The 13,451-nt window shown below is 59.7% G+C and carries 11 protein-coding genes; 9 read left to right on the forward strand and 2 right to left on the reverse strand.

The window, feature by feature from the left end; all coding sequences use genetic code 11:
- Window positions 1-2: 2 nt before the first annotated feature.
- Both HU718_RS13350 and gspI read right to left on the reverse strand, forming a co-directional pair.
- Entirely contained in the window at window positions 3-1,106 is a 1,104-nt protein-coding gene (locus HU718_RS13350; protein ID WP_186616042.1) for a hypothetical protein, read from the reverse strand.
- 653 nt (window positions 1,107-1,759) lie between these two features.
- Window positions 1,760-2,146, reverse strand: coding sequence for a type II secretion system minor pseudopilin GspI (gspI, locus tag HU718_RS13355; protein ID WP_186616041.1), 387 nt, complete (start codon window positions 2,144-2,146; stop codon window positions 1,760-1,762).
- Window positions 2,147-2,293: 147 nt separating this feature from the next.
- On the opposite strand from gspI, the gene gspG reads away from it, so the two are divergent.
- The 9 genes from gspG to HU718_RS13400 all read left to right on the forward strand — a co-directional run bounded on the left by gspG (window position 2,294) and on the right by HU718_RS13400 (window position 13,367).
- Window positions 2,294-2,752, forward strand: a complete 459-nt coding sequence (gene gspG / locus HU718_RS13360; protein ID WP_038368790.1) for a type II secretion system major pseudopilin GspG — start codon at window positions 2,294-2,296, stop codon at window positions 2,750-2,752.
- A gap of 8 nt (window positions 2,753-2,760) precedes the next feature.
- A complete protein-coding gene (gspK, locus tag HU718_RS13365) occupies window positions 2,761-3,720 on the forward strand; it encodes a type II secretion system minor pseudopilin GspK (RefSeq protein ID WP_103302424.1) in 960 nt (319 codons plus the stop codon).
- Entirely contained in the window at window positions 3,717-4,895 is a 1,179-nt protein-coding gene (gspL, locus tag HU718_RS13370) for a type II secretion system protein GspL (protein WP_186616040.1), read from the forward strand. The genes gspK and gspL overlap by 4 nt, the downstream gene beginning before the upstream one ends.
- Window positions 4,888-5,433, forward strand: a complete 546-nt coding sequence (gene gspM, locus HU718_RS13375) for a type II secretion system protein GspM (protein WP_186616039.1) — start codon at window positions 4,888-4,890, stop codon at window positions 5,431-5,433. Before gspL ends, gspM begins: the two co-directional genes overlap by 8 nt.
- Window positions 5,430-7,802 carry a type II secretion system secretin GspD gene (gene gspD / locus HU718_RS13380; RefSeq protein WP_217868288.1) on the forward strand — a complete coding sequence of 791 codons (2,373 nt, stop codon included), beginning with the start codon at window positions 5,430-5,432 and terminating at the stop codon, window positions 7,800-7,802. Before gspM ends, gspD begins: the two co-directional genes overlap by 4 nt.
- 151 nt (window positions 7,803-7,953) lie before the next feature.
- A complete protein-coding gene (gene gspE / locus HU718_RS13385) occupies window positions 7,954-9,360 on the forward strand; it encodes a type II secretion system ATPase GspE (protein ID WP_186616037.1) in 1,407 nt (468 codons plus the stop codon).
- Window positions 9,360-10,571, forward strand: a complete 1,212-nt coding sequence (gene gspF, locus HU718_RS13390; RefSeq protein ID WP_186616036.1) for a type II secretion system inner membrane protein GspF — start codon at window positions 9,360-9,362, stop codon at window positions 10,569-10,571. The genes gspE and gspF overlap by 1 nt, the downstream gene beginning before the upstream one ends.
- 488 nt (window positions 10,572-11,059) lie before the next feature.
- On the forward strand, window positions 11,060-12,163 hold the full coding sequence (locus tag HU718_RS13395) for a substrate-binding domain-containing protein (protein ID WP_186616035.1): 1,104 nt from the start codon (window positions 11,060-11,062) through the stop codon (window positions 12,161-12,163).
- A 94-nt stretch (window positions 12,164-12,257) separates the two neighbouring features.
- Window positions 12,258-13,367, forward strand: coding sequence for a substrate-binding domain-containing protein (locus HU718_RS13400; RefSeq protein WP_186616034.1), 1,110 nt, complete (start codon window positions 12,258-12,260; stop codon window positions 13,365-13,367).
- Window positions 13,368-13,451: the final 84 nt, after the last annotated feature.

The raw sequence follows: 13,451 nt of genomic DNA on the forward strand, positions 1-13,451 counted from the left end.
GCTTACTTCTCTTTGCGGTTTGTAGGGGTAAGGGAGCTGAAGTTGTCATCGTGCAGCTCACTGAGTGCATGGCTCCATTGGAGCGCAGACATCAGTCGCGGCAGTTCGATACCAGCAGAAATTTCTGCGTAAAAATTTTTGGGCGAAGCCAGCGAATACTGAGCACCGTACGCGAACAGGTCGCTGCTCTCAAAACTGAGGCAGAGCTCTCCACTGTCGGAGAACTCCAGGTTCGGACGATGGAGGATGTCGAACAGCTTCAGCAAGTGGAGCACCGTCGAAGGCTTGATGAATTTCGCACAGAGCATCTCGCTGCGACCGGTCAAACGGAATGCTTTATTGAAATCCGGAGAAGTCGTGTCCATGGGGTGCGAATAGTCGTTCTTTGACTGGTAATCCGATCTGACTGATATTCCGGTGACCCATGGAAAGTCGATGACCAAACTGTAGCGATCGTAGTGGTCATAAACCACCCGAGTCTCCGTTTTGGTATTGCCCTTTTCGTCGGTAATCGTGGTATGCACCTCTCGTTGGTTGACATAGTGCAACTGGCGGTACGTGTAAGGGAGGTTGCGCAACGTGCCGGTAAATACGCCCTGTATCGACTCGACCAACTTGCGGCTGTAGTCGCCCCGGCGGTAATCACCAAATTCCGTGTCCAGCTCCTTGAGGGTCGCGGCCGAGTCTTCTCTCAGGAAAGTCAGTCCGTTGTGGAAGTAGGATGACAGTCGAGCAATTCTTTTACTGAGCGACGGCAACCGATCAGATTTGGATTTCATCCATGTCAGACTCCAAACGGCAATCACGATGCCAAGAAAACCAGTACCGATGCCGAACGAGTCGGGATCAATTTCCAAGCGGTAAAAGAACAGAGCGACGCTAGAGATATTCCCAATCCAATAAAGGATCACAGCACTCGCAAGCAATAACAGGCCAGTGCCGAAAAACCACCATGCGCGTGTGTGATCGAATTCGAGCGGGCCACGGTACGAGGCGAACTCATGGATCACCTTCAATAAGTCGGTGTTGGACTTGGCCCTGTCAACACTGGCTTCGCTCACGGCCAGCAACTTATTTAACCTCGTGTTCTGCGATAAGTTGGGCATGTCAGGTATCCATTGATTCAGGGATGCCTGGTGTGGGAGCCACGACCCGGATTGAGGATTTGGTGCTATTCATAATCTGTCAGAAATTTGAAAAAGGAGGGGACGATACCATTGTCATGGCAGTGATGGCTTCTCGCCTGTTGCAGTCTGAAGGGCAAAAGCTACCCTCACCCCAGCCCTCTCCCGGAGGGAGAGGGGGCCGACCGAGTTGTCTTGCGGGGTACGCCGACCTGTAAGATTTTGGTGATTATGGTTTTGGTGATTCTGGAGGCTGCGTGAGTAGAAGCGGCCCTCACCCCAGCCCTCTCCCGGAGGGAGAGGGGGCCGACCGAGGTGTCTTGCGGGGTACGTCGACCTGGAAGATTTTGGTGATTATGGTTTTGGTGATTCTGGGGGCTTCTCGAGTAGAAGCGGCCCTCACCCCAGCCCTCTCCCGGAAGGAGAGGGGGCCGACCGAGGTGTCTTGCGGGGTACGTCGACCTGGAAGATTTTGGCGATTATGGTTCGGTGAAGGAACGTAGCGATTATGGCTTTGGTGAAGGGCCTTCGATTTGGCTTTGTGAGCTTGGCGAATTTGGATTCAATGAAATACGTTCAAGTCGGTGTAGCTTTCGAATATCCCCCAATCGGTCCCCTCTACCTCTGGGAGAGGGCTAGGGTGAGGGGCTTTCCGTTCGGGACATCAAAGTCTCCAGCCTGGCCAGCGGCGGCGCATCCTGGTTGCGGTCGAATACTTGGATGCCGATCTTCAGCAATCGACCATTCTCTGCCGCTGCGATTACCTGTTCACACCGCAACAACAACCGCCCCTGATCACAGTCCTGCGCCTTCATCCCCATCGGCAACTTCCGTTCCAACCGCAACTCCGCCATCCGACTCTGCGCCGCAATCAGCGCCACCGACCGATCCCTTAAAACCCCACTGCTCTGCGTCATCAACCCCGCCACCCGCACAGCCGCTGACATCGCCACGGCAATAATCGCCAGCGCCACCAGCACCTCAATCAACGTGAAACCGTCTTCCCGCGAACGCGCACGCATAAACCGCCCAAAGCCAAAACCCAGCCCTCGACGCTAACCCGCGTCCTTGACGGCTTGACGACGAAAACACCCGAGGATTTTCAACATCACTGACATATCTTCTTGCAACACTGCGCGTCGAATCGAATCAAGCCAGGGTATGTCGAGATGGATATCGCACCTTTCAAATCGCTTCAGCAACCGATGCGCACGCCGCGTGGGCAGCAGGGTTTTACCCTGATCGAGATCATGGTGGTCGTGGTGATTTTGGGGATTTTGGCGGCGATGGTGGTGCCCAAGGTGCTCGATCGGCCGGATCAGGCGCGGGCGACGGCGGCGAAGCAGGATATTGGTGGGTTGATGCAGGCGTTGAAGTTGTATCGCCTTGATCACGGTACTTATCCGAGCATGAACCAGGGGCTGAAGGTCTTGGTGGAGCGGCCGGCGGATGCGAAGAACAGCAATTGGCGCTCGTACCTGGAGCGTTTGCCGAACGATCCGTGGGGGCGTCCTTATCAATACCTCAACCCCGGCGCGAATGGTGAGATCGACATCTTTTCCCTCGGTGCCGACGGTCAGCCTGACGGCGACGGCGTGAATGCCGATATCGGTTCCTGGCAGTTGTAAGGCCGGCCATGAACAGCCGCTCGCCTGAGGGGGCGAAGCAACAGGGCATGGCGATTATCAGCGCGTTGTTGATTGCGGCCGTGGTGGCGGTGATTGCGGCGGGCATGTTGACGCGCCAGAGCGTGTCGACCCGTGCGCTGGAGGCGGATCAGCAGCGTGTGCAGGGACGGTGGCTGGTGCAGGGTGGGTTGGAGATCAGCCGTCAGTTGCTTTGGGACGCACGTCAGCGTGATCCGTTGACCCGGCTTGATCAGCCGTGGGCGCAACGTCTTTCCGCGCAAGGTTTTGAAGGGCGACTGGAGGATGAGCAGGGCAAGTTCAACTTGCGCAATCTGGTCGCCAATGAGCGGGTTGATGAGGCGCAGGTGGCGGCGTTTCAGCGTTTGTGCGAGTTGATCGGGGTCAGCGCCGGGTTGAGTCAGCGCATCAGTCAGCGGGTGATTGCTTCGTACCCGCGACTGCTGAATGCGCAGATTGCCGAGGCGCCGAAAAGTGGTTTTGACAGTGGTCGCGCGACCTCGCCTAACGCTTCACACAAACCGCAGAAGCCGACGTTGCCGATGCTGCGCAGCATCGATGATTTGCGCAGTGTCGACGGCGTGAATGAGGCGCTGATCGGCAAACTGGCACCGTACCTGACGGTGATCCCCGCGACGACTTGGCTCAACGGCAACACGGCCACCGCGCCGGTCCTGGCCGCGTATGTGCCGGGGCTGTCGCTGGAGCGTGCCAATGCGCTGATCGCCGAGCGTGATGCCGGGCGCTGGTTTATCAACCGTGGTGATTTTGTTAACCGCTTGCGCATGCCGCAACTGGAGCTGACTAGCGTCAAGGTCGGCATCACCAGTGACTGGTTTCGCCTGCGCGGTGAGGCGCGGCGCGATCAGCGGCGGGTCAGTCTTGAGGCGTTGCTGCATCGCAGCCAGGACCGCTTGCCGCAGGTGATCTGGTCGCGGGTGGGCGTATGAGCCAGTTGAAAGTGGCGTTGCCGCCCTTGGCGGAGCTGGATCTGCACAGTGAATTGCACTGCGCCTGGCTGGATCGTCAGGGCCAGGTCACGCGGGAAGAACGCCTCAGTCTGAGCCAGTTGAGTCAGCAGGCGAAACTGCCGCCGCTGGTGTGTTTTTTGCATCCGGCTGACAGCCTGTTGGCGAGTCTCGATTTACCGCCGCTGCCTGCCAACAAGATTGTCGCGGCGGTGCAGTGCGCGGCGCAGGCCTTGATGCTGGGCGACAGCAGTGAGATGCACATCGCGCACAGTTCGCGGGATGAAGCCGGGCAGGTGCAGATCGCCTGGGCGCCTCGGCAGCACTTGTTGCGCTTTGGCCTGTTGCTGAAAAGCGTTGGGCTGAACCTGCGCGGACTCTATCCGGCGCCGTACAGTTTGCCGGTGTTGCCGGGCACCGTTGCTTGCGTGCAGGACGGGCATTTGTTGCTGCGCGACAGTGTGCAAGTGGCGCGGGTGCAGCCGTTGTTCGATGACGGCCTCGACGGTGTTGTGTGGGAACCGGGCGTCACTTTGCATTGGATCGGTGATCAACCGCCGCCGGGCGCCGAATTGCCGATGGCGGAGGCGCAGCGCTGGACTGGGCCGCTACCGGGTTGGGGGCTGCATGGCGCGGTCCAGCAACAAAAAACCGAGCATCGCGGCTGGGGCAGGGCGATCGCCCTCTCAGCGTTGGCCGTGGCGGTGTGGGTGATCGGTTTGAACCTGTATGCCGCTCGCGAGGCCGGGCAGGGTCAGCAGTTGAAAAGCCAGATGAACCTGCGGGTAAAGCAGGCCTTCCCCGAGTTGCCGGTAATCCTCAACCCGTTGCAACAGGCGCGTCAGCAACTGGCGGCGCGGCAGAAGGGCGCGGCGGATGATCCGGCGCAGACTTTCAATCGGCTGGTGTTGCAGGCGGGCAGCGGCATGCCGTCGATGGCTGGCAGTGTCGAGCGGCTGGTGTTTGTCGACGGCGCCTTGCAGCTGAGTCTGCTGAGTGAGGCCCGTCGTGGCGGCAATGATCAGGAGTGGCAAAGCACTTTGGCCCAGGCCGGCATCAGCGTGACGGCAGACGACGAAGGCTGGACCTTGCGGCCGTCCACTGAGGCTAGCCCAAGTGAAAGCGATGACAGCGGCGGAGCGGAAGAAGATGAATAAGACCTCGCTCGCGCTGTACCGCGCCAGGTGGCAGCGCTTTAACGCCCAGTTGCAGGTGCGTTGGCAGCCGTTGGCCTTGCGTGAAAAACGCATGGTCGCCGGCATGGCCATAGCGCTGATCGGCTTGCTGCTGTGGGTTGCGCTGATCCAGCCACCGCTGAAGAAAATTACCTATTGGCAAACCGAGACGCCAAAGCTGCGCGCGCAGACCGAAGCGCTGGAAGTGCTGCTGCGCGAAGTGAGCGTGCGTCCGGACGGGCAAAGCGTGGCGCAGTCGCTGGAGCAAACCCTGCAGGCCAGCGGCCTGGCGGGACATTACCAACTACAGGAGGCACAGGGCGCCTGGCAGTTGACCTTCGACGCGGCGCCGGCCGACGCCGTGCTCGACTGGCTGTTGAGCAACCCGGCACAACTTTCTCTGCAAGTGGTCGAGGCCCGTTTGCAACGTGCAGACAACCCCTCGACCGAAGTCACCGCCGGCACTTTGTCAGGCACCGTTCGCATGGATCAGGCGCTGGGCGCTAAGGAAGCTTCATGAAGGGGTCAGGATCCAAACCGGCACGTCTGGCGTTGCCGATGCTGCTGATGGCGTTGAGCGCGTGCAGTAACACCACCACCACACCGCAAAACCAGCCGCCGTTGCTGGTCGACAGTGAACTCGGGCGGCCGTTGGCCAACACCCAGCGCAGCGGCGACGCGGTGCTCGACCGCGAGCGTGCGCAGGCTCAGGCGCGACCTGTGCCGAAGCCATTGCACAACATCAGCAAAAGTGCCCGCAGTGGCGCGGCGGCGTCGGGCATTGCCTTGCCGAGCAATCCTTTGGGCGATCAACCGGTAACGCTGAATTTTGTCGACGCCGATATTCAAGCGGTGGTGCGGGCGTTGTCGCGGTCGACCGGGCAGCAGTTTCTGGTCGATCCTCGGGTGAAGGGCACGTTGACGCTGGTGTCAGAAGGTCAGGTGCCGGCGCGGCAGGCTTACGACATGTTGCTGGCGGCGTTGCGCATGCAGGGGTTTAGTGTGGTGGATGTTGGCGGTGTTGCGCAGGTGGTGCCGGAGGCGGATGCGAAGTTGCTCGGCGGGCCTATTTACAGCGCTGACAAACCGGCGGGCAACGGCATGCTCACCCGCACGTTTCGTCTGCAATATGAGAACGCGGTGAACCTGATTCCGGTGCTACGGCCGATCGTTTCGCCGAACAATCCGATCAACGCCTATCCGGGCAACAACACCATCGTCATCACCGATTACGCGGAGAACCTGACCCGCGTTGCGCAGTTGATCGCGAGCATTGATTCGCCGAGTGCGATCGACACCGATGTGGTGCAGATTCAGAACGGTATTGCCGCTGATATCGCGCCGATGGTGGCGGATTTGCTCGATGCGCCGGGTAATGATCCGACGCAGAAAATCGCGGTGATTGGTGACCCGCGTTCCAACACTATCATCATCCGCGCCGGCAGTCCGGAGCGCACGGAGCTGGCGCGCAACCTGATCTACAAACTCGATAACGCGCAGAGCAATCCGAGCAATCTGCATGTGGTTTATCTGCGTAATGCGCAGGCGGCGAAACTGGCGCAGGCACTGCGCGGTTTGCTGACGGGCGAGAGTGACAGTGGTAGCAGTGACAGTGCGCGTTCGGTACTCAGCGCCATGGGTGCAAGTACTGGCGGTAGCGCTGGGCGGAATGGCCAGAGCGGTACGCAAAGCGGCAGCACATCGACCACTAACAGCAGCGGCAGCACGGGCGGCAGTTACGCGCAGGGCAGCAGTGGCAGCGCGACCGGCAGTGGCGGTGCGCAGAACAGCGATCAGAACGTCGCCTTCAGTGCCGGCGGCGTGACCATTCAGGCTGACGCGACTACCAACACTTTGCTGATTTCTGCGCCTGAGCCGCTGTATCGCAACCTGCGTGAGGTGATCGATCTGCTCGACCAGCGTCGTGCGCAAGTGGTGATTGAAAGTTTGATCGTCGAAGTCGGCGAGGACGATGCCAGCGAGTTCGGTGTGCAGTGGCAGACCGGTAACCTCGGTGGCAATGGCGTGATCGGTGGCGCGAATCTGGGTGGTTCGGGACTCAACACCAACGGCAAGACCAGCATTGACGTACTACCGCAAGGTTTGAACCTGGGCTACGTCAACGGCACCGTGGACATTCCCGGCATCGGCAAGATTCTTGATCTGAAGGTGCTGGCCCGGGCGTTGAAGAGCAAGGGCGGCACCAACGTGCTGTCGACGCCAAATCTGCTGACGCTGGATAACGAAGCGGCGAGCATTTTTGTCGGCCAGACCATTCCGTTTGTCAGCGGCAGTTACGTGACTGGCGGTGGCGGCACCAGCAATAACCCGTTCCAGACCGTGACCCGTGAAGAGGTGGGTTTGAAGCTCAATGTGCGCCCGCAGATTTCTGAGGGCGGCACGGTGAAGCTCGATATCTATCAGGAAGTCAGCAGCATTGATGAGCGGGCTTCGGCCAGTTCGACCTCGGCGGGGATCGTCACCAACAAACGCGCGATCGATACCAGCATCCTGCTCGATGACGGCCAGATCATGGTCCTCGGCGGATTGCTGCAGGACGGCTACAGCCAGAGTAACGACGCGGTGCCTTGGCTGGGCAGCCTGCCGGGCATCGGCGCGCTGTTTCGCAACGAACGTCGGGCGATCACCAAGACCAATCTGATGGTGTTCCTGCGCCCGTACATCATTCGTGATAGCGAAGCGGGGCGCAGCATCACCCTCAACCGTTACGACTTCATGCGCCGCGCTCAGGGTGGTTTGCAACCGGAACGCAGCTGGGCAATGCCGGACATGCAGGCGCCGCAGTTGCCGACGGCAGCGCAGGGTGTGCCGGCGGTTATGCCCGCCTCAGGCCCACGCGCAACCATCAAAGCGGTGCCCATCCAATGACGCCGACATCACCTCTTGATCTGGAAAACCGACGTGTAGGAGCTGCCGAAGGCTGCGATCTTTTGATCTTGCTCTTCGACGGATCCAAACGACCAAAGATCAAAAGATCGCAGCCTTCGGCAGCTCCTACAGGGATTGGGGAGGGCATGAGATGAGTGCACTGCCTTACGCCTGGGCCAAGGCGCAGCGGATTCTGTTGTGCGATGGCGTGCTGACGGTGTGCCCGTCGACGCCGGGCTGGTCGATCAGCGAGGTGCGGCGGCAGTTCGGCGCAGCGACGATACAGCGGGTGCGCGATGATGAGCTGGATGGCTTGCTTGCCAGCGCTTATGCCGACACCGGCAGCGCGGCGGCAGTAGTCGGCGCGGCGGAAAACGAAGTCGATCTCGACCGTTTGATGCAGGACATGCCGGAAATCACCGACCTGCTCGACACCCAGGACGGCGCGCCGGTGATTCGCATGATCAACGCGCTGCTGACCCAGGCCGCGCGCGATGAGGCCAGCGACATTCACATCGAGCCCTTCGAAACCCATTCGGTGGTGCGCTATCGCGTCGACGGCACGCTGCGCGATGTGGTTTCGCCGCGCAAGGCTCTACACGGCGCGCTGGTGTCTCGGATCAAGATCATGGCCCAGCTCGATATCGCCGAAAAACGCCTGCCGCAGGACGGTCGCATCGCGTTGCGCGTGGCGGGACGACCGATCGATATTCGTGTTTCCACGGTGCCGACCGGGCATGGTGAAAGGGTGGTGATGCGTCTGCTCGACAAACAGGCCGGGCGTCTGCATCTGGAAACCTTGGGCATGGACGCGCAGGTATTGGCCAAACTCGATCACCTGATCCGCCAGCCCCACGGCATTGTGCTGGTCACCGGGCCTACCGGCAGCGGCAAAACCACCAGCCTCTACGCCGCACTGGCGCGGCTCGATGCGAGCACCAGCAACATCCTCACCGTCGAAGATCCAGTGGAATACGACCTGCCGGGCATCAGCCAGATTCAGGTCAACGCCAAGATCGACATGACTTTTGCGTTGGCGCTGCGAGCGATCCTGCGCCAAGATCCGGACATCATCATGATTGGCGAAATCCGGGATCTCGAAACTGCACAAATCGCTGTGCAGGCTTCGTTGACCGGTCACTTGGTGCTGGCGACGCTACACACCAACGACGCGGTGTCAGCGGTCAACCGCTTGATCGACATGGGCGTCGAGCCGTTTCTGCTGGCCTCGTCGATGCTCGGCGTGCTCGCGCAACGACTGGTGCGGCGGCTGTGCAATCAGTGCAAGGAAGAAGACCCCACCGCGCCCGGCACCTGGCGCCCGGTCGGTTGCCCGGCGTGCAATCAAACCGGTTACAGCGGCCGTACCGGCATCCATGAATTGTTCTGCATCGACGACGATATCCGTACCCTGATTCACCAAGGGGCAGGGGAGCAGGCCTTGCGCGCTTCGGCGGCCAAGGCCGGGATGTTCAGCCTGCGCGAGGACGGTGAGCGCTGGATTCGCAGCGGCGCCACCGCCCCTGAAGAAATCCTCCGTGTGACACGGGACGCCTGATGAATCGCTATCGTTTTGAAGCCGCCGATGCCACCGGCAAGATCGAATCCGGGCACCTTGAGGCGGACAGCCAGGCTGCTGCGTTAACAACATTACGCGGGCGCGGTTTGACCGCACTGTCGGTGCACAAGGAAAGCAACGTCGCTCAGCACGGCGGTGGCGGACTGTTCAGCGCCAAACTCTCCGACAACGATCTGGCCTGGGCCACGCGGCAACTGGCGAGTCTGTTGGGCGCGAGTCTACCGTTGGAAGCGGCGCTGAGTGCCACGGTCGAGCAGGCTGAGAAAAAACACATCGCCCATACGCTCAGCGCTGTGCGTGCGGATGTGCGCAGCGGCATGCGTCTGGCCGAGTCGTTGGCGGCGCGACCACGGGACTTTCCGGAGATCTACCGTGCATTGATCGCCGCGGGGGAAGAGTCCGGCGATCTGGCGCAAGTGATGGAACGGCTCGCCGACTACATCGAGGAGCGCAACAACCTGCGTGGCAAGATTCTTACGGCGTTTATCTATCCGGGTGTGGTCGGTCTGGTGTCGATCGGCATTGTGATTTTCTTGCTCAGCTACGTGGTGCCACAGGTGGTCAGTGCGTTTTCCCAAGCGCGGCAGGATTTGCCGGGATTAACCCTGGCGATGCTCAACGCCAGTGATTTCATTCGTGCGTGGGGCTGGTTGTGTGCGGCGCTGATTGCCGGGGCGTTTTGGAGCTGGCGCTTGTATCTGCGCAATCCGGCGGCGCGTTTGAGTTGGCATCATCGGGTGCTGAAGTTGCCGTTGTTCGGGCGATTTATTCTGGGCCTGAACACCGCACGTTTTGCCTCGACGTTGGCGATTCTTGGCGGCGCCGGGGTGCCGTTGTTGCGCGCACTGGAGGCGGCGCGGCAGACGTTGTCCAATGATCGTTTGAGTTTGAGCGTCACTGAGGCCACGGCCAAGGTGCGTGAGGGTGTGAACCTGGCGGCGGCGTTGCGGGTGGAGAATGTGTTTCCGCCGGTATTGATTCACCTGATCGCCAGCGGCGAGAAAACCGGTTCACTGCCACCGATGCTTGAGCGCGCGGCACAAACCCTGTCGCGGGATATCGAACGGCGGGCGATGGGCATGACCGCGCTGCTGGAGCCGCTGATGATCGTGGTGATGGGCGGGGTGGTGCTGGTGATTGTGATGGCGGTGTTGTTGCCGATCATTGAGATCAATCAGCTGGTGCAGTAGCCGGTTTTGATGGCGTCTGATCGGGCCTCTTCGCGAGCAAGCTCGCTCCCACAGGGGGCGGTGGTGTACACAGAATCTATGACCACTGAAAAACCTTGTGGGAGCGAGCTTGCTCGCGAAGGGGCCAGTCAGGGCAATAAATAATCCAGATTTTTTCTCCAAACCATTGGCATCACCCGACCCTCGATTCCTCCATCCTCGGGTTCTCCTTTCTGTCATCTGCAACCACCCGCCAACGCCTCCAGCCCGATTCCGCCAAACCCCCGATCCAGACGCTGCACGACACCCGACAAACACCCGAGAAAATCCCTTCAGAAACACCGCTCACCTCCCGAGGTTTTTTCCTTTATCTGTCACCGGAAGCTGCGAATTTCTCAGTGCGACTTAACCAAGGCCAACGCTAGCGAGGGCCCCGGTGAGTCCTCCCAGTGTCATGCAAGTCACCCGAAAACCTGTGTTCCCAAACCTAGTTGAAAAGGAGATTCTTCATGTTCAAGCGCACTCTGATCGCAGCCTCATTGACCGTCGCCGCTCTGGCATCCGCCCAGGCCATGGCCGTAACCGGTGGTGGCGCTTCACTGCCTGCCGCTCTGTACAAAGGTTCTGCCAACAGCATCCTGCCTGCCAACTTCAGCTACGCCGTAACCGGTAGCGGCATCGGCAAAAGTGCTTTCCTGACCAACAACGCCGCACAGTTCAGCACTACTGGCACTGTGCACTTCGCCGGTAGCGACTCGATCCTCAGCGCTTCGGAAATCAGCACCTACAACACCAACTTCGGCGCTTCGTTTGGTCCGCTGATCCAACTGCCATCTGTCGCCACTTCGGTTGCCATCCCTTACAAAAAGGCCGGCAACACCACCCTTAACCTGACCAGCGCTCAACTGTGTGATGCCTTGTCGGGCACCAAGACTACCTGGGGCGCGCTGTTGGGTACCTCCGACACTACCGCGATCCGCGTTGTTTATCGCACCGCTTCGAGCGGCACCACCGAAATCCTCAGCCGTCACCTGAACTCGATCTGCCCGACCAAGTTCGCGGTCAACACCACCTTCACCAACGCACGTCTGCCAGCAGGTTCCGCTGTGCCGTCGAACTGGGTAGGCGTGGCCAATACCGCTGACGTAGCTCCGGCAGTCAACGCGGTTGACGGTTCCATCGGTTATGTCGGTCCGGACGGTGTCAACGCTGCGAGCAACGCTGTTGTTGCGCGTATCAATGGCGTTCAGCCAACCAGCGCCAACGTCAACACGGCTCTGGCTTCGGCTCCACTGCCAACCAACGCGGCCAACCCGGCGCAGTGGTCCCCAGTGGTTGCCAACCCGTCGAGCGGTTATGCAATGGCTGCTTACACCAACTTCATCTTCGGCCAGTGCTACAAGGACGCAGCCGTGGCTGCTGCTGTCAAAGCGTTCCTGACCCAGCACTACAGCACTCCGGGCAACGCCGTGGCCACTGCCGCTCACGGTTTCATTCCGGTTCCAACCAACTGGAAAACCGCTGTAACCGCCAACTTCGTCACCAACTCCACCGGCAACAACCTGGACATCAACAACGCCAGCGTCTGCAACGCTGTCGGTCGTCCTTTGTAAGCATCACTTTGTAAGCCGCAACAGGAATGGCAGTCCCTTGGGGGCTGCCATTTTTTTTAGACAAAAATCCGAGATTTCGCACAAGGAGCTCATCATGTTCAAACGGACCTGCAAAGTTGCAAGTTTGGCTGTTGTCGCGCTGCTGTCCAGTCAGGTCATGGCGGTGACCGGTGGTGGCGCCTCGCTTCCTGCTGCGCTGTACAAAGGTTCCGCCAACAGCATCCTGCCTGCCAACTTCAGCTACGCCGTGACCGGTAGCGGCATCGGCAAAAGCGCTTTCCTGAGCAATAACGCTGCGCAATTTGGCACCACAGGCGCTGTGCATTTTGCGGGTAGCGACTCGATTCTCACGCCTTCTGAAATCAGCTACTACAACTCCTCCTTCGGCGCTGCTTATGGCCCGCTGATCCAGGTGCCATCTGTAGCCACCGCGGTGGTCATCCCTTACAAGAAAGCGGGTGTCACGGCGCTTAACCTGAGCAGCGCTCAACTGTGTGATGTGTTTTCGGGTAATAAATCGACGTGGGGCTCATTACTGGGCACATCCGACGCTACGCCAATCCGCGTGATCTACCGGCGGACTTCAAGTGGCACGACGGAAATGATGAGTCGGCATTTGAACGCCATTTGTCCTTCGGCGTTTTTGGTGAGCACGAACTTTGCGCAGGCGCGCCTGCCATCCGGGGCTCAATTACCCATCAATTGGATAGGAGTCGACGTAGATAGCGACGTCTTGCCGACGGTGAGCTATTTCGATGGATCGATCGGTTACATGGGACCGGATGGTGTGGATGCGAAAAACAATGCGCTAGTGGCGCGCATTAACGGTATCCAGGCAACGACTGCCAATGTGGTTCTGGCGTTGTCGTCAGCGTTTGTGCCGACCAACTCTGCCAGCGGTAATCCACAGCAATGGGTGCCTGTCGTCGCCAATCCTGCTTCCGGTTATCCAATCTCGGGTTATAGCAATTTGATTTTTAGCCAGTGTTACCTCGATGGCGGTGTGGCTGCGAATATTCGAGCATTCCTGACCACCCACTACAGTTTGCCGGGCAATGCAGTGGCGACTGTGGCCCATGGGTTCGCGCCAATCCCGACCATCTGGAAAAGAGCAGTCACCGCCAACTTCATTACCAACACCACCGGCAACAACCTGGACATCAACAACCCGAATGTTTGCACCGGCATAGGTCGTCCGTTGTAGGTCGTTGTTTCCTTCGAGCCTCTCGGCAGCCTGATCCAAAGGCTGCCAGTTCCGCTACAGCGCGCAGTTACACCTCAATCATGA

This window comes from Pseudomonas tensinigenes, assembly GCF_014268445.2.
Taxonomy (GTDB): Bacteria; Pseudomonadota; Gammaproteobacteria; order Pseudomonadales; family Pseudomonadaceae; genus Aquipseudomonas; species Aquipseudomonas tensinigenes.

Excerpts from the sequence above, each read along its gene's own strand:
- gspI (WP_186616041.1), bottom strand. The coding sequence starts at position 2,146 with ATGCGTGCGCGTTCGCGGGAAGACGGTTTCACGTTGATTGAGGTGCTG.
- HU718_RS13395 (WP_186616035.1), top strand. The coding sequence starts at position 11,060 with ATGTTCAAGCGCACTCTGATCGCAGCCTCATTGACCGTCGCCGCTCTG.
- HU718_RS13350 (WP_186616042.1), bottom strand. The coding sequence starts at position 1,106 with ATGCCCAACTTATCGCAGAACACGAGGTTAAATAAGTTGCTGGCCGTG.
- gspG (WP_038368790.1), top strand. The coding sequence starts at position 2,294 with ATGGATATCGCACCTTTCAAATCGCTTCAGCAACCGATGCGCACGCCG.
- gspF (WP_186616036.1), top strand. The coding sequence starts at position 9,360 with ATGAATCGCTATCGTTTTGAAGCCGCCGATGCCACCGGCAAGATCGAA.
- HU718_RS13400 (WP_186616034.1), top strand. The coding sequence starts at position 12,258 with ATGTTCAAACGGACCTGCAAAGTTGCAAGTTTGGCTGTTGTCGCGCTG.
- gspM (WP_186616039.1), top strand. The coding sequence starts at position 4,888 with ATGAATAAGACCTCGCTCGCGCTGTACCGCGCCAGGTGGCAGCGCTTT.
- gspD (WP_217868288.1), top strand. The coding sequence starts at position 5,430 with ATGAAGGGGTCAGGATCCAAACCGGCACGTCTGGCGTTGCCGATGCTG.
- gspK (WP_103302424.1), top strand. The coding sequence starts at position 2,761 with ATGAACAGCCGCTCGCCTGAGGGGGCGAAGCAACAGGGCATGGCGATT.
- gspE (WP_186616037.1), top strand. The coding sequence starts at position 7,954 with ATGAGTGCACTGCCTTACGCCTGGGCCAAGGCGCAGCGGATTCTGTTG.
- gspL (WP_186616040.1), top strand. The coding sequence starts at position 3,717 with ATGAGCCAGTTGAAAGTGGCGTTGCCGCCCTTGGCGGAGCTGGATCTG.